Origin of the sequence: Streptomyces sp. NPDC058375 (genome assembly GCF_042723425.1) — a bacterium.
Taxonomy (GTDB): Bacteria; Actinomycetota; Actinomycetes; order Streptomycetales; family Streptomycetaceae; genus Streptomyces; species Streptomyces durocortorensis.
The window spans coordinates 1-17,981 of sequence record NZ_JBHXJG010000074.1; the positions used below are offsets into that span (position 1 = coordinate 1).

At 70.4% G+C, this 17,981-nt stretch carries 17 protein-coding genes; 1 reads left to right on the top strand and 16 read right to left on the bottom strand.

Annotated features, from left to right (window positions below; all coding sequences use genetic code 11):
- Window positions 1–186: 186 nt before the first annotated feature.
- From ACFWM7_RS14935 to ACFWM7_RS15010, 16 genes are all read right to left on the bottom strand, one after another.
- Window positions 187–1,107, bottom strand: coding sequence for an aldo/keto reductase (locus ACFWM7_RS14935; RefSeq protein ID WP_383260257.1), 921 nt, complete (start codon window positions 1,105–1,107; stop codon window positions 187–189).
- Window positions 1,108–1,262: 155 nt separating this feature from the next.
- Window positions 1,263–2,837, bottom strand: coding sequence for a hypothetical protein (locus tag ACFWM7_RS14940; protein WP_383260311.1), 1,575 nt, complete (start codon window positions 2,835–2,837; stop codon window positions 1,263–1,265).
- A gap of 495 nt (window positions 2,838–3,332) precedes the next feature.
- Window positions 3,333–3,980 (bottom strand): OmpA family protein, encoded by a 648-nt coding sequence (locus ACFWM7_RS14945; protein WP_383260259.1) that lies wholly within the window; start codon window positions 3,978–3,980, stop codon window positions 3,333–3,335.
- Between the two features lie 8 nt (window positions 3,981–3,988).
- Window positions 3,989–4,606 (bottom strand): hypothetical protein, encoded by a 618-nt coding sequence (locus ACFWM7_RS14950; RefSeq protein ID WP_383260261.1) that lies wholly within the window; start codon window positions 4,604–4,606, stop codon window positions 3,989–3,991.
- 34 nt (window positions 4,607–4,640) lie between these two features.
- Window positions 4,641–5,255 (bottom strand): pilus assembly protein TadG-related protein, encoded by a 615-nt coding sequence (locus ACFWM7_RS14955; RefSeq protein ID WP_383260265.1) that lies wholly within the window; start codon window positions 5,253–5,255, stop codon window positions 4,641–4,643.
- On the bottom strand, window positions 5,252–5,482 hold the full coding sequence (locus ACFWM7_RS14960) for a Flp family type IVb pilin (protein WP_383260267.1): 231 nt from the start codon (window positions 5,480–5,482) through the stop codon (window positions 5,252–5,254). The genes ACFWM7_RS14955 and ACFWM7_RS14960 overlap by 4 nt, the downstream gene beginning before the upstream one ends.
- Window positions 5,483–5,686: 204 nt before the next feature.
- Window positions 5,687–6,679: a response regulator gene (locus ACFWM7_RS14965; RefSeq protein WP_383260269.1), complete on the bottom strand. Its 993-nt coding sequence runs from the start codon at window positions 6,677–6,679 to the stop codon at window positions 5,687–5,689.
- Window positions 6,680–6,713: 34 nt separating this feature from the next.
- Window positions 6,714–8,141 carry a sensor histidine kinase gene (locus ACFWM7_RS14970; RefSeq protein ID WP_383260271.1) on the bottom strand — a complete coding sequence of 476 codons (1,428 nt, stop codon included), beginning with the start codon at window positions 8,139–8,141 and terminating at the stop codon, window positions 6,714–6,716.
- Window positions 8,142–8,230: 89 nt separating this feature from the next.
- Window positions 8,231–9,118 carry a DUF5936 domain-containing protein gene (locus ACFWM7_RS14975; RefSeq protein WP_383260274.1) on the bottom strand — a complete coding sequence of 296 codons (888 nt, stop codon included), beginning with the start codon at window positions 9,116–9,118 and terminating at the stop codon, window positions 8,231–8,233.
- 21 nt (window positions 9,119–9,139) lie between these two features.
- Window positions 9,140–10,084 (bottom strand): type II secretion system F family protein, encoded by a 945-nt coding sequence (locus tag ACFWM7_RS14980; RefSeq protein ID WP_383260276.1) that lies wholly within the window; start codon window positions 10,082–10,084, stop codon window positions 9,140–9,142.
- Window positions 10,085–10,094: 10 nt separating this feature from the next.
- The gene (locus tag ACFWM7_RS14985; RefSeq protein ID WP_383260278.1) at window positions 10,095–11,432 is read right to left on the bottom strand and encodes a CpaF family protein; all 1,338 of its coding nucleotides are present in this window, start codon (window positions 11,430–11,432) and stop codon (window positions 10,095–10,097) included.
- A 154-nt stretch (window positions 11,433–11,586) separates the two neighbouring features.
- Complete coding sequence (locus tag ACFWM7_RS14990) at window positions 11,587–11,970, bottom strand: TadE/TadG family type IV pilus assembly protein (RefSeq protein ID WP_383260280.1); 384 nt, start codon at window positions 11,968–11,970, stop codon at window positions 11,587–11,589.
- Window positions 11,970–12,404 (bottom strand): TadE family protein, encoded by a 435-nt coding sequence (locus ACFWM7_RS14995; protein ID WP_383260282.1) that lies wholly within the window; start codon window positions 12,402–12,404, stop codon window positions 11,970–11,972. The genes ACFWM7_RS14990 and ACFWM7_RS14995 overlap by 1 nt, the downstream gene beginning before the upstream one ends.
- Window positions 12,405–12,407: 3 nt before the next feature.
- On the bottom strand, window positions 12,408–13,721 hold the full coding sequence (locus ACFWM7_RS15000; RefSeq protein ID WP_383260284.1) for a CpaE family protein: 1,314 nt from the start codon (window positions 13,719–13,721) through the stop codon (window positions 12,408–12,410).
- Window positions 13,722–13,728: 7 nt separating this feature from the next.
- Window positions 13,729–14,436, bottom strand: coding sequence for a Flp pilus assembly protein CpaB (gene cpaB, locus ACFWM7_RS15005; protein WP_205086030.1), 708 nt, complete (start codon window positions 14,434–14,436; stop codon window positions 13,729–13,731).
- 318 nt (window positions 14,437–14,754) lie between these two features.
- Window positions 14,755–15,621 (bottom strand): hypothetical protein, encoded by an 867-nt coding sequence (locus tag ACFWM7_RS15010; RefSeq protein WP_383260286.1) that lies wholly within the window; start codon window positions 15,619–15,621, stop codon window positions 14,755–14,757.
- A gap of 574 nt (window positions 15,622–16,195) precedes the next feature.
- Here ACFWM7_RS15010 and ACFWM7_RS15015 point away from each other — a divergent pair.
- The gene (locus ACFWM7_RS15015) at window positions 16,196–17,926 is read left to right on the top strand and encodes a chitinase (protein WP_383260288.1); all 1,731 of its coding nucleotides are present in this window, start codon (window positions 16,196–16,198) and stop codon (window positions 17,924–17,926) included.
- The last annotated feature ends 55 nt before the right edge of the window (window positions 17,927–17,981 follow it).

Consider the following 17,981-nt stretch of genomic DNA (forward strand, 5'->3'; position numbering starts at 1 on the left):
GTAGCCGGACCTCTGATCAGCGTCTCCGACGGACACCTCCCGGGCCCGGTGACACCACCCCCCAGGTCATCCCTTCGACAGGGGGCAACAGTCATACCGGACCCGGAGGCCAGCGGCCCCATTGCAGGACCACGAAAAACATAACGGGGCGGCTCCAGAGCGACCAGGTCGTCGCGGCCGGTCGGGTCAGGCCGTGGGGCCACCGCGGTGGAGGGCCTCCAGGGCGGCGAGGTCGTCGGCGGTCAGGCGCAGGGCTCCGGCGGCCACGTTGGCGGCCAGGTGGTCCGGGTTGCCGGTGCCGGGGATGGCGAGCACGTGGGGGCCGCGGTGCAGCGTCCAGGCCAGCCGGACCTGCGCCGTACTCACGCCGTGCGCGCGGGCGACGGTGAGCAGCGCACCGCCGTCGGCGTCCGGGGCGGCGCCCGCCTCGCGTCCGGTGCCCGCGATGGCGTAGAAGGGCACGAAGGCGATCCCCTGCTCACCGCAGGCCCGGAGGAACGCGTCCTGGTCCGGCGGAGACCCGATTCCGTACTTGTTCTGCACGCAGACCACCGGCGCGATGGCCCGGGCTTCGGCGAGCTGCGCGGGCCCGACGTTGGAGAGTCCGAGGTGCCGGATGAGCCCGGCCTCGCGCAGTTCGGCCAGCGCGCCGAACCGCTCGGGGACCGAATCGGCGCCCACGATGCGCAGGTTCACCACGTCGAGGTGGTCGCGGCCGAGCTGGCGGAGATTCTCCTCGACCTGCCCGCGCAGTTGCTCCGGGGTGGCGTGGGTCTGCCACTTCCCCGAGGGGTCGCGGCCCGGACCGACCTTGGTGGTGATGACCAGGTCGTCGGGGTAGGGGGCGAGGGCGCTGTTGATCAGTTCGTTGGCGGAGCGGAGCCGCGAGAAGTAGAACGCGGCGGTGTCGATGTGGTTCACGCCGAGTTCGCGGGCGCGGCGCAGCACCCGTATCGCACGGTCCCGGTCGCCGGGCACGGCATTGGCGTCGAACGCCTCGCCCTGCTGCGGCAGCCGCATCGTCCCGAAGCCGATCCGGTTGACCACGAGGTCGCCGAGGGTCCAGGTGCCCGATGCGGCGGCGGCGGTGATCGTCTCTGATGTCATGCCCGGATGATCTCCGGACGTCCGTGGCCCTGGCAATCGTTCAGCGGAAAGGGGGCCTTGAGGCCTGTCGGAGCTGCGGAGGCTGCCGGGGCTCCCGGGGCTGCGGGGCTGTCGGGAGGCGGAAGCCCCGGGCGTCGGCTGCCGCGTTCCGCTTCTCAGGTCAGAGGGCATCCGAGCGGGAGGACGCGTTCGGTCAGCCGGCCGGTGAGGTGCGTGTCGGTGACGTCCGCCTCCGCCAACCAGTCCGCCGCGGTCAGCCGGTCCACGAGCTCCCGCAGGTCGCCGGAGTCGACAGCGCACCAGGAGGACAGGGTCTCCACGGCGATGCCCTGCCCCTCGCGCCCCAGTCGTCCTTCGCCGTCGGCCCCGGTGGCCAGGGCCAGCGCGAGCAACCGTGCCTCGGCCTCGGTCTTGGCCTTGCGGAGCTTCTTCTCCCCGACGACCCGCTGGGCCCACCCGCTGAGTTTGGGGCGCATCTTCTTGCCGAACGTGAACGGGCCGGGGTCGTTGTCGTCGGGCGTCAGGGACGGCACGCTGATCCGGGTGGGGCTTTCCGGGCGGGAGGCGATCAGTTCCTCGACGGTTCCGGAGATGTCCAGCCAGCCGCACTCCAGCAGTTGTCCCACCAGATGCTCGGGATCCCGTAGGGGCAGCCCCTTGAGGTCCTGCCCGACGAGGTTGCCGACACCGGCGTGCGCGGTGCGCAGTGTCAGCATCACCATCAGCAGGCGGGCCTCGGCCTCCGCACCCGGCAGCGGCGCGTGGGCGGCTACGTGTGCGAGAACGGCTCGTGCGTGGTCCCACTGGGCCGGGGCGGTCAGCAGCCGTGCGACAGCGGGCCCTTCGCCGTCCGGAGCCTGGCCGATGCGGTGCAGATGCTGGAGGCGGGCGGTGGCGGCGGCCTGTTCGGCTCGCCGGGCGTCGAGGCGCAGCCCGGTATCGGCGGTGACTTCGGCCCAGGCGAAGAAGGCTTCCGCCTTGCGGGCGTGGAGGTCGGCGAGCACCGCGAGGTCGGGTTCGGGGCGCTGCTGATAGGCGCGGAAGAGTTCGCCGAGTTCGGTGAGTTCGTCCCGCAGCGCGACGGGCCGCAGGTCGTGCGGGACGAAGCGCTGAGCGATCCTCCCCCGCCGGGGGCGCTTCCGCACCGGCCTCGTGGACCGGGGAGCCGGCACCTGGCGCGGGACGGCGGTCGCGGGGGCGCTGTGCGAGAAGTGCGGGCCGACAGCCGACAGGGTCGCCGCGGGGGCTGGGGTGTCGGTGCGGACGGTGTCGGCGCGAACGGCGTCGGCCGGAGTCGGCCCCTCGGCGGCCGGAGCGGTGGCGACGATCTTCGCGGTGGGGTGGGCGGCCGCACAGCGCGAGCAGCACTCCATGACCTGCCACCATCGCCCTTCCCGGTCCGTGACGACGACCAGGACGACCGCTCCCCCGCACCTCCAGGGCGCGGGGCGCTCACGCGGTCCGGCGGGGCGGATGTGTGTGTGGCATTCCTCGGCCCGGCAGGCGCAGTGCGCCGAGGGACGGGGGGCCGCCCCCGCGCGCAGGTGGGCCTTCAGATGCGCGACCGCCGCCGTGCGGCCGGCGCCCGCGGAGGGCAGCACCTGCGCGGCGCAGGCGGGCCTGCTGCACGAGACGCGTACGTCCGCACGTCCACGGCCGACGGGATCCAGCCGCACCGTCCACCTGCGTCCCGTCACCCGTTCGTTCGTCGCGTGGGCCTCCACACCCATCACACCTTCCTCGACGACTGTTCGTATGCGCACCGCGGCACCTCACCTGATGAACGTGTCAGCGACGCGCGGCGTGTCACAGTCTGCTACGCCGGGCAGTCCGGATTCCGGCCCACAACACAAACGACGGTCCGCCGTTCGGGTGACGGGCGCGGCGAGGATGTGGCCGGTTTCCGATCATGGGGACGGCGGGGCGGTCCGAACCGATGGTGCCGGGGCGTCAGGCGGCAGGCCCCGGCCGCCCGGAAGCGTGGTCGGACGAGCCGCGGACGGGCCTGCGGGCCACCGCACAGGCCTCGTCGCCAGGACGCTCAGCGCGTCCGGTATGCGCTCGGTGAGCGCAATCACGCCCTCCGCCCGCACGACGACACGGCTCGCTGGACACCGTCCGTCCTCCACATACGCCCGCACCCGCCATCGCTGAGAGAGCGGCGGCGGGTGCGGTGTGGGGTGGGGTGGGGTGGGGTGGGGTGGGGTGGGGTGGGGAGTGGCCAGTCAGGACCCCTCTCCGCGCGGGAAGGACACCTCCACGCGGCGGTTCTTCTTCCGGCCCTCTTCGTTGCTGTTGCTGGCGATCGGGTACTGCTCGCCGTAGCCCCGGATCTCGTACGTGATCGTGGGGCCGAGCTCCTTCGACAGGACCCCGTGCACGGCGTCGGCCCGCTGCTTGGATAGGACGTCTCCGTGGGCCGAGGAGCCGAGGTTGTCGGTGAAGCCGAAGACGCGGACCTTGGTCGCGTTCTGCTTCTTGATCTCCTCGGCGATGGCGGCGATACGGGCGTTGGCCGCCGAGCCGAGCTTCGCGCTGTCCTTGCCGAAGAGGACTTCCGCCTGGAGCGCGAACTTGATGTCGGCGTTGCTGTCCTCGCGGCGTTCCTCGCCGCCGAGGTCTTCGACGACCTGGACGATGTCGAGGACCCGGCCGGGGGCGAGGGTGCCGCCCTCCGGCATCTTCAGGTCCGGGTCGTTCGGGTCGACGGGAACGGGTGGCTCCGACGTCGCCTCCGTACCGGGCGGGACGCTCGGCCCGTCGTCGGCGTACGAAGGCGAGGCCCCGAGTAGCGTGGTGCCGGCGATCAGTACGGCGACCGCGACGGCTTGCCCTACGTTGCGCGCGGCGCCGGCGCGCGTGGTGGTCTTCATGGCCGCACTCACCCAGAAATCTTCAGCGAGGTGGTGGCGAAGGTCGGAAGGTTGAAGTCGACCTCGGTCGTTCCCTGCGGCGGGGCGGGGAACTGCATAAAGACCGAGGCGGTCTCACCCGGTGCCAACGGGGCGATCGCCGTCGTGCACAAGCACCGGGCGTCGGTGTCCCGTAGAACGTAGTACCGCTTCTTGCCGACCTTGTCGACCAAGGTCGCACCGGCTACCGAGTTGGGATTCTTCCGGACAACCGATTGTTCCTGCCCACCCCAGCTGGCAGTGTTACGAGTCCCATCACCGCCGTTCTTGATCGACGCCTGCACGGTGACGAAGCCGCCCGCGTCACGCTTGACCTGGGTAACGACGAGTGTCAGCCCCTCCTCGCCCCGCGCCTCGGCCAATTTGGCATCCGGGTCCACGTTCTCCCCCGCCGCAGTGTCTTCCTGCTGCGACTCGCCCTTGTCCTCCGCGGACGGGCTGGCAGGGGCGGACGGTGTGCTGGAGCCCTCGGTCCTGGGCTCTTCGCCTCCGTCGTCGCCACAGCCGGCGAGCGCGAGGGCCAGGGCGGCCGTCACTGTGACAGCCGCCATCGCCCTTCTGGTCGTCGTGGTCCGCCGCATGCTCATGGTCCGATTCCTCTACTCGTCGTTCGCTTCGCTGTCACTGGTCGACCAACCGCACGTCGAAGAGAGTTCTGCTCACCGTCTCCCACAGGCCAGGAGTGATCTCGGCCGTTGTGATCTCGACTATCTCGCCGGACCGGCATGTGAAGACGAAGAGGTCCTGGACACCGTCGCTGTTGACGTCCACAGCCTTCGGATTAGGACAGTTGAACTCAATCAGCGCGGTGGCCTCGGCCTTGGCCTTCTTGTTCTCCGAACCGGGAATCACCGGCGAGTCCACCGGCTTGCGTCCCTCTACCTCGACCGTGATCCGGTCACGCAGATATCCGGGAGTCGGATAGCAAAGCTTCTCGTCCGCGTCGTTGGCGACGGCCAGTCGTTGCGCCTCGGCGCAGGGCGCGACGAAGGGCTTGTTGAGGAAGACGTCCAGCGTGTTGAGTGGCAGCGAGCTGAGGAATCCGGGCCCGAAATTGTCCCGCGCCTTCTGAGCGGCGGCCAGGGCGGCGGCGTCGGCGGCACCCTGGGATCCGTTGCGCAAGGCGGAAGCCTTGCCGACAGCGAAGAACGCCAACGCAAGGAAGAGCAGACCCGCCACCATCATGATGTAGATGGGGAAGGCCTGCCCTCGGTCCGACCGTGGCTGCTGGATCACTTCGAGGTGATGGAGGTCACCAGGCCGTCGATGCGACCGGAGATGTTCCCGCCGATCCCGGAGGCCGCGATCGCCCCGATGATCGCCACGACCACCAGGATGATCCCCAGGTACTCGAACGCCGTCTGCCCCCGGTCCTTCGCCGCGTACCGCTTCTGAAGGCGGCTGACGGCGGTGTTGGCCCAGCCGTTGACGCGGACGGCGGTCTTCAGGGTGATGTCCGACATGGTGTTCCCCTCCGGGTTCGGCCGACCGGTCGCCGGCCGACTCGCGCGTTTCTGCGGTGCCGCCCTCGTTACCGGCTTCCTCCTGGCCGGTGCCGCTGGCGACGTGAGAAACATAGGGGGGGACCTGCACTCCCACAGAGGGCCCGTGGGCCCATTCCCGGGCCCAAAAGGCCTTCTGGGTTCTCGCGTTGCCGGATCTCTCGGTCATGGCCGCCGCCCCGGGGTCCGGGGCGCGGTGCCCAGCCAGTGGGCGATGGCCTCGCTGCGGGTCGTGCTGTGGAGCTTCGTGAAGATGCGGTTGATGTGGTTCTTGACCGTCTTCTCACTGATGAAGCAGGTGGCGGCGATCTGCTGATTACTCATTCCGGACGCAATCAGGTCCATGACCTCCACCTCCCTCGAACTCAGCCCGTACTGCCGCCTGTTGGGGGTGGATACCGGCCCCCCGGATACCGAAGACTGTCCCACAACAGGTTGCAGTTGCGAAAGGCTTTCCGAAGGTTCGGCGGTGCGCGGCGGCGGTTGGGCCGGTGCCGTCGCCAGTGCCGAGCCCAGGCCCTCGGGGAGCGGGCCCCGCTGGGGCGGCGTGCCGTGGCGCATATGGGCCAGGAGGGCGTCCGCGGCGGTGACGGTGAAGTTGGCGCGGCCGTCCTTCGTGTCGCGTACCGCCTGGACCAGCTGGTTCGCCGTGAACTCGCCGTGCACCAGGTAGCCGCCCGCGCCCAGGCGCAAGGCCTCGTGGACTATCTCGCTCTCCCTGCTGTACGTCAGCATCAGCACGGGCGCGATGCCGACCAGGTGCGGCAGGGCCGAGATGCCGTCGACACCGGGCATACGGACGTCCAGCAGGACGACGTCCGGGCGGTGTTCGAGCGTCTTCTCGTACGCCTCCCGGCCGTCCGCCGCCTCCGCGACCACCTGGATGTCCGCTCGGCCGGAGAGCAGTACGCCCAGGCCCGCACGGACCACCGGGTTGTCGTCCGCGACCACCACCCGGAGGCGTTCGACGGTCGGGGCGGTGGGGCCCGGAGGGAAGGGAGACGGGGACGGGGACTGGATCGCTGCGTGCTGGGGCCCGGGGTGTTCGGCGGGGCCGGGGGCCGGGGTGAGCGGGATGTGCGACGGCGGGTGCTGGGGGGCGTGGTGGTGAGTTGCCGCCCCGTCGCGGTTCGGCGTGGGGAACACATCGTCCGGCATGCTGCGACCTCCTCTCAGGGTCGAGGGTTACGGATTACGGGTGGGGGTTGTGGCCCTCTCGGGCGGCGGGAGTTCGAGAAGCTGGTGCTGGTGCTGGTGCTGGTGCAGGCGGCGGCGCGGGCGTGGGGGCGGGGAAAGGTGTTGGCGCGGTGGCGCCTTCTGCCGTCGGGCTCTCCAGTGCCGCCAGCGGGAGCTCCACCCGTACCTCCGTCCCCTTCTCCGCCTTCCCCCGGCCGATCCTGATCCGGGCCCCGATCGAGGCAGCCCGCTCGACCATGCCGACCAGGCCGAAGTGGCCCGCCCGGCGCAGCCCTTCCAACGTGGTTCCGGCGGGCAGGCCGCGGCCGTCGTCGTACACGGTGACGCGGAGCATGTCGCCCTTCACGCCCGCCAGGACGATCAGGTATGTCGGGGACGCGTGACGGTGCGCGTTCTCCATGGCCTCCGAGGCGACCGTGAGGAGCTGGCGGGCCACCGCCTGCGGGACCGGTGGGACCGGGGTCTCCTCGGACAGGCGGCGGAACGTGGCCGTGATCGGGTGGCGGGCGGTGAAGTCCTGGGCTTGCGAAGCCAGTTCCGCGACCAGGTCCACGCCGGCCTCCAGGCCCTGTTCCCGGCGCAGGTCCGTGAGCAGTTCCCGGGACTCGGCGGCGGCCCGGCGGGCGGCTCGGGCGACCAGTTCCGCCTGGAGTTTCACGGTGGGCGGGTCCATGCGGTCCGCCGAGCAGGCCAGGCCGTCGGCGGCCAGCGCCAGGCCGTGCAGGGTCTTGGCGACCGAGTCGTGCATCTCCCGTGCCAGGCGTGTGCGTTCGCCCTCCACCGCCTCGTTCACCGCCAGCCGCGCCCGGGTCTCGGTGAGCGCCTGGGTGGCCGCCCCGAAGCGCAGGAGCAGGTTGCGCAGGGTGACCCCGACCGCCCCGGCGATCACGCAGAAGCCGGGGAGCAGGAGCGCCGTCGCCCCGCCCGCCTCCAGCTTCGGGACGCTGGCGTACACGCCGACGACGATGATCACCTGGAGCGCCGCGAAGACCGCCGCCCCGCGCCAGCCGTGGACCAGGCCCGCCAGCAGCGGGGTGCAGACGGTGACGTAGGCGAGGGTCGACTCGGGCGTGGCGGTGATCAGGAGGAGGGCGCCGAAGAACGCGTCGACGGCCAGCAGCCAGGGGTGGCGGAGGAGGACCGGGCCGAAGCGCTCCCAGTCCCGGAACAGGACGTACGAGCCCATGAAGGTGACCAGGATCGCCGAGCCGATGAACCAGGTGGGCAGGCCGGGGGCGGTGTGGCTGATGGCGTACGGAGTCGCTATCGCGATCATGGCCAGGCGGAAGCCGAAGACCTGGCGGCACATCGCCTGGAGTGCGTTGACCTGGATGGCGAAGGCCGGGCGGGCCGGGGTGCCGGTGTGGACGCGGGTCAGTTCCGCGGTCAGTCCGGGCTGCGCGCTGCCGAGTTGGTATGCCATGCGCCTGTCACCTCCGTCGCGTGTCCCGTGTCCGTCTCGTGTCCCGTAAGGCCTCCAGGTCTCCGTCCCCATCCCGTCCCTCGTTCATGTCACCCTCCCGTGAGCGACCCGAAGTCGACGTCGGCTCCGTACACGAATCCGACCGTGAGCAGAAGGAGCGTGCCGGGCAGCAGGAACGTGGTCACCGCGAACGTCGCCTTCGGGACCGCCCTGGCCGCCTTGCGGCGGGCGTTCTGCGCGTCGGTGCGGCGCATGTCGTTGGCGATCTGGATGAGCGTCTCGACGATCGGCGCGCCCAGCTCCTCGCCCTGCTGGAGCGTGGTGACGAACATGGCGACCTGTTCGGAGTCGTTGCGTCTGCGCAGTTCCTCGAAGGCCTGGCGGCGGCTGACACCCATGTCCATCTGGCGGAGCGTGATGCGCAGTTCGTCGGACCACGGGCCCTCGTACTTCTCCGCGACCCGGTCCAGCGCCTGCCGGAAGCCGAGCCCGGCCGAGACGACGACGGCCAGCACGTCGAGGAAGTCCGGCAGGGTGCGTTCGATGTGCTCGCGGCGGACCCGGATCGCCGACCAGATGCCCGCCTCCACCCAGAACAGGCCGAAGGCGATCATCAGGAGGGCGAGGAAGAGCTGGCCCCGGAGGAGCATGGAGAAGGCTCCGAGGAGGCCCAGCGCGCCGTAGACCGCGCGGCGGGCCGCGTAACGGTCGATGGTGAGGCCGCCGGGGTTGCCCGCCAGGTCGATCTGGCGGCGCTTCTTGTTGACGGCCTTGGGGCCCATCATCCGCAGGACCGCGGGGGCCCAGCGGATGCCGAGGCGGTCGATGCCGGAGCCGACCGTACTGGTGCGGGAGGAGCCGGACTCCAGGGCGACGGCCAGGTCGCCGGGGAGTTTGGCGTCGGCCCGGTACATGCGGATGCCGTGGATGGCCCCGTAGACGGCGAGTCCGACGACCAGGGCTAGCAGCAGGTCCATGCGGTTCTTCCCCTCAGCTCGTCAGACGTCGATACGGGACAGGCGGCGGATGACCACGAAGCCGATGGCGTACAGCACGATGGCCACGACCACCGCGGCCTGGCCGATGAAGGCCCCCGTCATCCGGTCCAGGGCTCCGGGCATGACCGCGTTCATCAGGAGCATCGCGCCGATGCCGAAGATGGGTACGGCGTAGGCGGTGACGGTGACCTGGGAGAGCTGGGTCTTGACCTCGCGGCGGGTCTCCTTGCGCTCCTCCAGGGTCTCGGTGAGGTTGCGCAGCGAGCTGACGACCGTACCGCCCGCCCGGTTGGAGAGGACCAAGGTGGTGACCAGGACTACGAGTTCGCGGGAGGGGAGCCGGTCGGTCAGTTCGCTCAGCGCGTCCTCCAGCGGTTCGCCCACGGCCAGGCGCCGTGCCACCCGGGCCAGTTCCTCGCCGGCCGGGTTCTCCATCTCCTCGGCGGCCATCGACAGTGAGGTACGCAGGGCCAGGCCCGCCTGGGTGGCGTTGGCGAGGATGCGGGAGAGCTCCGGGAGCTGGTTGATGAAGCGCTCGGTGCGCTTGATCCGCTGCCAGTTGAGGAACGCGTTGGTGCCCCAGAGGCCGATCAGGGCGGCGACCGGGCCGAAGAACGCGGCGAGCAAAGAGGAGGCGATCATCCACAGCCCGGCCATCGCGACGAGCGCGTAGACGAGGAACTCACCGGGGGTGATGTCCAGGCCGGTCGCGGCGAGCTTCAGCTCCAGCTTCCGGCCGAGCGCGGTGGCGCGCAGCCTGCGGTCGAGGCCCTTGAAGCGGCGGACGCGGCCCGTCTCGGGGATCTGGCCGACGTGCGAGAGCCGCTCGACGAGGGCGTCGCGGTCGGCCTTGCCGCCGGAGTAGGCGTACAGGCCCATCACGCCGAGCACGCAGCACAGCAGGGTGACGCCGACGGTGACCAGGGGGAGGTTGACGTTGTCCATGGCTCGGTACCTAGTTGGCCTCTCGGGTGGCGAGCTGTTCGGCGGACTGGGCGACGCCGAACGCCTGCGGAATGGGCTGGCTGGCCAGGTAGAGGCGCTCGGCGACCCTCCGGGGCAGCGGGAGGTACTGGAAGTCGCCGTGGATCCGGCCGTCGGGGGACATCGGCCGGGCGTTGAAGCGGGCGACCGTGACGATGCGGTACGGGTCGCGGCCGTGGCTGTCCAGGACGGCGATCTCGGTGACCTTCCTGGCGCCGTCGGCGTGCCGGGTGAGCTGGACGATCACGTCGACCGCGCTGTTGATCTGGTCGTGCAGCGCCTCGAACGGGATCTCGACCTCCGACATCGAGGCGAGCGTCTGGAGCCGCATCAGCGCGTCCTCGGCGCTGTTGGCGTGCACGGTCGCCAGCGAGCCGTCGTGACCGGTGGACATCGCCTGGAGCATGTCGAGCGACTCGCCGCCTCGGACCTCACCGACGACGATCCGGTCGGGGCGCATACGCAGCGAGTTGCGGACCAGGTCGCGGATGGTGATCTGGCCCTTGCCCTCGACGTTCGCCGGGCGGGACTCCAGCCGGATCACATGGCTCTGCTGGAGTTGAAGCTCGGCGGAGTCCTCGATGGTGACGATGCGCTCGGCGTTCGGGATCAACCCGGAGAGCGCGTTGAGCAGGGTCGTCTTGCCGGTGCCGGTGGCCCCCGAGACGATGATGTTGAGCTTGGCCTGGACGAGCCCGGCGAGCAGCACCAGCATCTGTTCGTCCAGCGAGCCGAAGCTGATCATCTCCTGAAGGGTGAAGGAGCGCGGGAAGCGGCGGATGGTGAGCGTCGCGCCGGTCAGCGACAGCGGCGGGATGATCACGTTGACCCGTTCGCCGCTGGGCAGGCGGGCGTCGACCATCGGGTTGGACTCGTCGACGCGGCGGTTGACGGTCGACACGATCCGCTCGATGGTCTGCATCAGCTGCTCGTGGGAGCCGAAGCGCATCGGGAGCTGTTCGACCTTGCCGTTGCGCTCGACGAAGATCTGGTCGGGGCCGTTGACCATGATCTCGGTGATGGACGCGTCCTCCAGGAGCGGTTCCAGGATGCCGAGGCCGAGCGCCTCGTCGACGACGCGGCGGATGAGCTGCGAGCGCTCGACGGTGGAGAGGACCGGGCCCTCGCGGCTGATGATGTGGCCGAGGACGCGTTCCAGCCGGGCCCGCCGGTCGGCGGCGGCCAGCGAGGACATCTCCGCGAGGTCGATCTCCTCCAGCAGCTTGGCCCGGTAGGTGGCCACCATGTGGCTGTCCTCCCGTGCCCCGCCCTGCTCCTCCGGAGCGGTCATGCGTGCCCGCAGGCTCATCGGCGTAACTCTCCTCGTCGGGGTCGGAATCTCGGATGGGGCGGGGTCGGAAGGGGATCTCGGATGGGCGAGATCGGCCGCGGATCTCGGATGGGGCGGGTCGGATGCGGATCTCGGATGGGCGAGGTCGGCTGCGGATCTCGGGTGGCGCGGGTCAGAAGGGGGATCTCTCGTTGGGCATGGTGGCGCTCCGCTTGGCCCACCAGCCGTCCAGTCCCGGCACGACGGAGGGCACCTTGACCTCGACCGTGACCGTGATGTCCCGGCCGCCGCTCTCGTCGTAGCGGAATCCGCCGCTCTCCACCCAGTCGCTGACCGCGTCGCGGGCGTTGGACTGGCCGCCGCCCCGGGCGTCGACACTGGCTGCCGTACGGGCCCCGGCCCGGGCGGCCGTGCCCGCCTGGTTGGCGGCGTACGCGGCGATGCCGAGCTGGATGGCCGCCATCGCGACGAGGAGCAGGAGGGGGAGGAAGCCGAGGTACTCCATGGCCACCTGGCCCCGGTCGCGATCGTTCTCCCGGTGCGGGCGCGTCGTCATCACTGGTCCTCCCTCGGCGAGCCGGCCTTGCCGGTGATCTCCGTGTCGAGGTCGAACAGGCCCGGCACCAGCACCGGCACCTTCAGCTTCACCGTGGCCTCGTACAGCCCGCTGCCGCCGCCACAGGAGACGTCGGCGCTCTCCGACCAGGCGTCGGGCAGGTCCTTCAGCGCGCCCTGCTCGCACGCCATATCGGGCGCGAACTCCGCCCCGCTGCCCTTGCGCGCCCCCACGTCCGCCGCGTTGCCCGCCAGGCTGAACGTGTAGCCGATCAGGGCGCACTCCCACAGCACCAGCATGATCAGGATGATGAAGGGGGTCATGCCCAGGAACTCCACGGCCGCCTGGCCGCGGTCCCGGTCCCGGCCCCCGCGGTCACGTAGGGCGGTGATCCGCCCCCGTATGCCGCTGCGGCTGTTCCTCGTGGTGGTCATCGCTCAACGTGTCCCCTCGGAGTCTCCGGGCCCGCGGCCGGAGCCGTCGCGCCGGCGGCGCGGGCGTCCGATCGAGCCCCGGTCGTTCTTGAAGGCGCCGCTGTTCCGCTTGATCAGGGCGCTGCCGCTCTTCTTCGCCGTCGCGCTCTCCTTGACGATGCCCAGCTCTCCCGCCAGGCCCCAGAGCGCTTGCTTGACCGTGCTCTTGGCGTCCAGTTCGTGCAGGCGACCGGAGTCGATGGACGCCTGGAGCTCCTTGAAGTTCGCGGGGACCGCCGCCGAGGCGACCCGGGTGCCGGTGATCTTCTGGATCAGCGGCGGCTGGATCTCGGTGTTGCGGGTGAAGCGGTTGACGAGGGTGACCGTCTCCTCCGCCTTGCGGATCTGGAGCCGTTCCCACATCCGTACGATGCGCTTCGCGCCGCGCACCGCGACCACGTCGGGGGTCGTGACCAGCAGGGCCACGTCCGCCATCTCGATGGCCGCCGCGTTGGCCCCGTTCATCTGGCAGCCGCAGTCGATGACGACGATCTCGTAGCGGGTGCGGAGCGCGCTGACGATCTGGCGGGCCGAACGGTCGCTGACCTCCTCGCCGCGTTCGCCCTCGCCGGGGGCGAGCAGCAGGGCGAGGCCGGTGGAGTGGGAGAACACCGCGTCGGACAGCACCCGGGGCGATATGTCGGTGATCAGCGCGAGGTCGACCAGCGAGCGGCGGAACTGGACGTCGAGGAACGAGGCGATGTCCCCGGTCTGGAGATCCATGTCCACCAGCGCCACCGTGTTGCCGGACGCCTGGGCGGCCAGGGCGAGTTGGATGGCGGTGACGGTCGCGCCGACGCCGCCCTTGGCCCCGGTGACCGTGACCACCGTGCCGCCGGGGCCGGTGAAGACGTCGTTGCCGGAGGTGAGGTGGCGGCGGACGCCGGCGGACCACTGGGCGGCCGCCTGGACGCGGTTGGCCAGCTCCTCGTAGCTCAGCGGCAGGGTGACCAGACCGCGGGCCCCGGAGTCCATCGCGTTGGCGAAGAGGTTCGGGCTGGCGTCCGCGGTGATCAGGACGACGCCGACGGAGGGGAACCGCAGCGACACCTCCCGGATCAGCTCCAGGGCCGGCACCGGGCCGATCCGCTCGTGGACCAGCACCACCTCGGGCAGTTCGTCGAGCGCCTCGCCCGCGAGGCGGGCCAGGGTGTCGATGAGCTGGGTGGAGTCGCCGACCGGGGTCGCCGGCTCGGCGTCGGGAAGCTGGCTGAGCAGGGTGGTGACGGAGCGGGCCGCGTCGAGGTCACCGACGGCCGGGAGGATTCTGGTGGTCATCCCATCCTCACTTGTCCTTGTCGAGCGTGTAGGTGCGGTCCCCCGGGCGGATGGTTCCGTCGCTGCCCGGGGCGACGAGCGCGAGGCGGACGTGCTCCGCGAAGGACTCGGCGTAGGCGACGCGCTGGGTGTCCAGCGTGTTCAGGGCGAAGGTGATCGGCACGGCCTCGGTGGCCCGGGTGCCCCGATCGTCGGCGCTCGGGTCCAGAGCGGTGAGTTCGCCGACGTCCAGCACCTTGGCGTTGGAGACGATGACCTTGGACTGGGCGGCGGCGCCGTCCTGTTCACCGGCGAACGTGGCGTAGATGTTGACCGTCGCACCCGGCGTGATCTTGCCGGCGACGCCGGTGGAGGCGTCGATCATGATGGCGATCTCCTGCTCACCGGCGCGGAGTTCGGGCTTGCGGACCATCATGTCCGACTGGAGCAGAGAGCCTTCGCGGAGTTCGGTGACCGCGATCTTCGACTCGACCTCCTGCAGGTCGGTCACGGCGTTCTCCGAGAGCCACCGTTTGGGCATCTTGATCTTCTCGAACTGGCCGCTGTTCAGGGCGGTGTACGGAGCCACATCGGTCTTCAGCTGGTACGCCGTCACCTCGGGTCCGACCTTCGAGTTGACGTCGCTGATCACCGAGAGCACGCCGGCGAAGGCCGCGAAGGCACACAGGACCGACAGGAGCAGGAGTATCACGCCGCGGCGCTGGCGGGAGTTCATGGTCCGGACAACCTCGTTCGAATCGGATGCGTGGGACGGGCAACAGCGGACGGAGGGGATGTGGCGCGGAGCGAGCGGTGGCGCAGGAGGGGCGGTGGCGCTGGTCGGTGCAGGTGCGGAGGGGTACGGAGAGGTACGTACGCGGGTGCCGGATGCGGGAGGACGCGGCGGCTGGAACAGCTCGGGGACGGGGAAGGGGCAAGGGAGGGGCGGCGGGAGCGGGGAAGGCCTCCTGCGGGCCGGGCGGGTGGGACGGACCGTGCGAGCGGGGCGGGTCGTGCGAGGGGGACGGATCGGATCGTGCGGGGAGCGGTCGCGTCAGGGGCCCGGTGATTCATCGGTCCCGTGGTGTTGGACACCTGCGGGGAGCATGCGGTTCTCCGAAACCGCGAGAGGAGCGGAACAGAATGCGCAACGGTCACCGATGAGTTCCATGGCGCACCAGTGACACTTTTCCCGGCGTACGGAGGAGACGAGCTGGTAGAGCACGGAGAGGTCCGGGAGATGGGCGGCGAACTCCACCAGCTTTCCCGTACCCCACCAGCGCGGTGAGTCAACCGGGACCGCGGTGTCGTGAATGGCCTGGACCTTCCAGGCGGGCGCAAGGGTCTCCGGTACCCAGTCGGACTGCAGATTCCCTTTGGCCACCAGAAGATGCGTACCGAAATCCGGACCCGCCAGCGGTTCGGCGGCCGGGCCCACTTTCACCAGCTGCGGCTGGGGTCCGGCGAGCACGGCGAACTGGGATCCGGGAACCCAGGACTTGGCGTGGCTCTTGAGGCTGACCGGCACCCGGTCGAGCCGGGCGACGGAGTTGAGGAGGGCGCCCGCGTAGATGTAGTGCGAGAGCAGCCGGGCGGCGGAGGCGACCACCCCGGGGCTGAAGTCGCAGATGGACAACTGCCGCAGCTGGCGCACCAGTACGGCGACGCCGAGGGGCGGGAGATCCACCTTGACCAGGGCGATCCGGTCGCTCTCCAGCACCGAGCGGATGGAGTGGAGGCGGCGCTCGTGCGCGGGCCGGATGCCCGCGGGGTAGAGGGCGATCACATACCCGTGCTGTTCCAGCAGCAAGTGCATGTCGCCGATCGCCGGCTCCAGCGCCTGGGCCTCGGGGGCCTGGAGCAGAGCGGCGGTCGGTGTCTGCTGGTCGGTGGGCGGCAGCACCAGGTCTGCGCTCGTCACTGCTATCGCGGTCGGCACGCTCTCCCCGTTTCGGCTCCGGTCGACGTGGGGACGCCGGCCGCAATCGCTCCTGCTCCGTGCTCCTGCCCCAGCACTTTAGCCACGTCTCACCAGGCAGAGAACAGTTATCGGAGACCAGTACGGCACCATGCGAACACCGTTCCAACGGGGGCCGGGTGCTAAACGGGATGAAATCGATTCCGCCCAACTCAGCTATCGCTGCGGAGCGTTACCGAATCGCGCGTCCGGTTTTCGATCAGGTATCCATTCGCGCACGTCAACCTGGATTTCGAGGCGACCGGCCCCCTTTCCGTAAGGGCGTTTCCGTGACCGCCCGAAGATCTCCCGCAAGATCACTCGTGCGGGGGGCGACGTGCGGTCGCGGGGCCGCCCCCGGGCCGGAATCCGCGGTCCCGGCACCCCCGTACGGGGGTGGGCGCGGCTCCTCGCGTCCGCCCGCGCGGAGGGCCTTTCACTGCCAGAGGTCTTGACAACTTGATTGGTCTGGACCAGTTTATGCGCACTGCACCGCACCGCCCATCCCCGGCACCCCCAACTCCCCCCGGAGGCACCAGTGGAACGCTCCGCAGGCCGCAGTCACAGAAGACGCCGTCGCTCCCGGCCCGTGCTCGGTGGCACCCTCGCCGTCGTCGCGGCCGCCGCCCTGACCGTCACCGGGCTCGTCAGCACCGCCCAGGCCGCCGACGTGAACAACGCCAAGAACGCGGGCTTCGAGTCGGGCCTCGCCAACTGGACCTGCTCAGGGGGGAGCGGCGCCGCCGTCTCCAGCCCCGTGCGCAGCGGCACGTCCGCGCTGAAGGCCACCCCGGCCGGCCAGGACAACGCCAAGTGTTCGCAGTCGGTCAAGGTGAAGCCCAACTCGACGTACGCGCTGAGCTCCTGGGTGCAGGGCGGTTACGCCTACCTCGGCGTGAGCGGCACCGGAACCACCGACGTCTCCACCTGGACGCCGGGCTCCTCCACCTGGACCAAGCTGTCCACCAGCTTCAGGACCGGCGCGAACACCACCTCGGTGACCGTCTACACCCACGGCTGGTACGGGCAGTCCGCCTACTTCGCCGACGACGTCGAGGTGACCGGTCCGGACGGCGGGGGCGGCGAGGAGCCGGGCCCGGTCGTCCCGGCGGCTCCGGCCGGCCTCGCGGCGGGCGCCACGACCACGTCCTCCGTCGCCCTCTCCTGGAACGCGGTCTCCGGCGCCACGGGCTACAAGGTCTACCGGGACGGCGCGCAGGCCACCACCTCCACCGGCACCTCGGCGACCGTCACGGGCCTGACCGCGGACACCGCCTACCAGTTCTCGGTGAGCGCCACCAACGCGGCCGGTGAGTCGGTCAAGTCGGCCGCCGTCAGCGCCCGTACGGCCAAGCAGGGAACGGGCCCCGGCCCCGGCCCCTCGATGCCCAAGCACGCGGTGACCGGCTACTGGCAGAACTTCAACAACGGCGCGGCCGTCCAGAAGCTCAGCGACGTCCCGGCCGACTACGACATCATCGCGGTCTCCTTCGCGGACGCCACGCCGACGCCGGGCGCGGTGACCTTCAACCTGGACACCGCCGGGCTGAACGGCTACACCGACGCCCAGTTCCGTTCGGACATCAAGGCCAAGCAGGCTCAGGGCAAGAACGTCATCATCTCGATCGGCGGCGAGCTGGGCACGGTCCGGGTCGACAACGACGCCTCCGCCACCGCGTTCGCCAACTCGGTGTACGCGCTGATGCAGGACTACGGCTTCAACGGGGTCGACATCGACCTGGAGAACGGTCTCAACGCCACCTACATGACGAAGGCGCTGCGCCAGCTGTCGGCAAAGGCGGGCCCCGGGCTGGTCCTCACGATGGCTCCGCAGACCATCGACATGCAGTCGACGTCGGGCGAATACTTCAAGACGGCGCTCAACGTCAAGGACATCCTGACCGTCGTCAACATGCAGTATTACAACAGCGGTTCGATGCTCGGCTGCGACGGCAAGGTGTACTCGCAGGGCTCGGTGGACTTCCTCACGGCGCTCGCCTGCATCCAGCTGGAGGGCGGCCTCGACCCGTCCCAGGTCGGTATCGGCGTCCCGGCCTCCACCCGCGGCGCGGGCAGCGGCTATGTCGCCCCGTCGATCGTGAACGCGGCGCTGGACTGCCTGACCAAGGGCACCAACTGCGGTTCGTTCAAGCCGTCGAAGACCTACCCGTCGCTGCGCGGCGCGATGACCTGGTCGACGAACTGGGACGCGACGGCCGGGTTCGCCTGGTCGAAGGCGGTCGGCCCGCACGTCCGCAGCCTGCCGTAGCCGTATCGCTCAGCGATCCTCCGAACCTGCAGCGCCGCCGCTCCCCCGGCGGCGC

Excerpts from the sequence above, each read along its gene's own strand:
- ACFWM7_RS14935 (WP_383260257.1), bottom strand. The coding sequence starts at position 1,107 with ATGACATCAGAGACGATCACCGCCGCCGCCGCATCGGGCACCTGGACC.
- ACFWM7_RS14940 (WP_383260311.1), bottom strand. The coding sequence starts at position 2,837 with ATGGGTGTGGAGGCCCACGCGACGAACGAACGGGTGACGGGACGCAGG.
- ACFWM7_RS14945 (WP_383260259.1), bottom strand. The coding sequence starts at position 3,980 with ATGAAGACCACCACGCGCGCCGGCGCCGCGCGCAACGTAGGGCAAGCC.
- ACFWM7_RS14950 (WP_383260261.1), bottom strand. The coding sequence starts at position 4,606 with ATGAGCATGCGGCGGACCACGACGACCAGAAGGGCGATGGCGGCTGTC.
- ACFWM7_RS14960 (WP_383260267.1), bottom strand. The coding sequence starts at position 5,482 with ATGTCGGACATCACCCTGAAGACCGCCGTCCGCGTCAACGGCTGGGCC.
- ACFWM7_RS14965 (WP_383260269.1), bottom strand. The coding sequence starts at position 6,679 with ATGCCGGACGATGTGTTCCCCACGCCGAACCGCGACGGGGCGGCAACT.
- ACFWM7_RS14970 (WP_383260271.1), bottom strand. The coding sequence starts at position 8,141 with ATGGCATACCAACTCGGCAGCGCGCAGCCCGGACTGACCGCGGAACTG.
- ACFWM7_RS14975 (WP_383260274.1), bottom strand. The coding sequence starts at position 9,118 with ATGGACCTGCTGCTAGCCCTGGTCGTCGGACTCGCCGTCTACGGGGCC.
- ACFWM7_RS14980 (WP_383260276.1), bottom strand. The coding sequence starts at position 10,084 with ATGGACAACGTCAACCTCCCCCTGGTCACCGTCGGCGTCACCCTGCTG.
- ACFWM7_RS14985 (WP_383260278.1), bottom strand. The coding sequence starts at position 11,432 with ATGAGCCTGCGGGCACGCATGACCGCTCCGGAGGAGCAGGGCGGGGCA.
- ACFWM7_RS14990 (WP_383260280.1), bottom strand. The coding sequence starts at position 11,970 with ATGACGACGCGCCCGCACCGGGAGAACGATCGCGACCGGGGCCAGGTG.
- ACFWM7_RS14995 (WP_383260282.1), bottom strand. The coding sequence starts at position 12,404 with ATGACCACCACGAGGAACAGCCGCAGCGGCATACGGGGGCGGATCACC.
- ACFWM7_RS15000 (WP_383260284.1), bottom strand. The coding sequence starts at position 13,721 with ATGACCACCAGAATCCTCCCGGCCGTCGGTGACCTCGACGCGGCCCGC.
- cpaB (WP_205086030.1), bottom strand. The coding sequence starts at position 14,436 with ATGAACTCCCGCCAGCGCCGCGGCGTGATACTCCTGCTCCTGTCGGTC.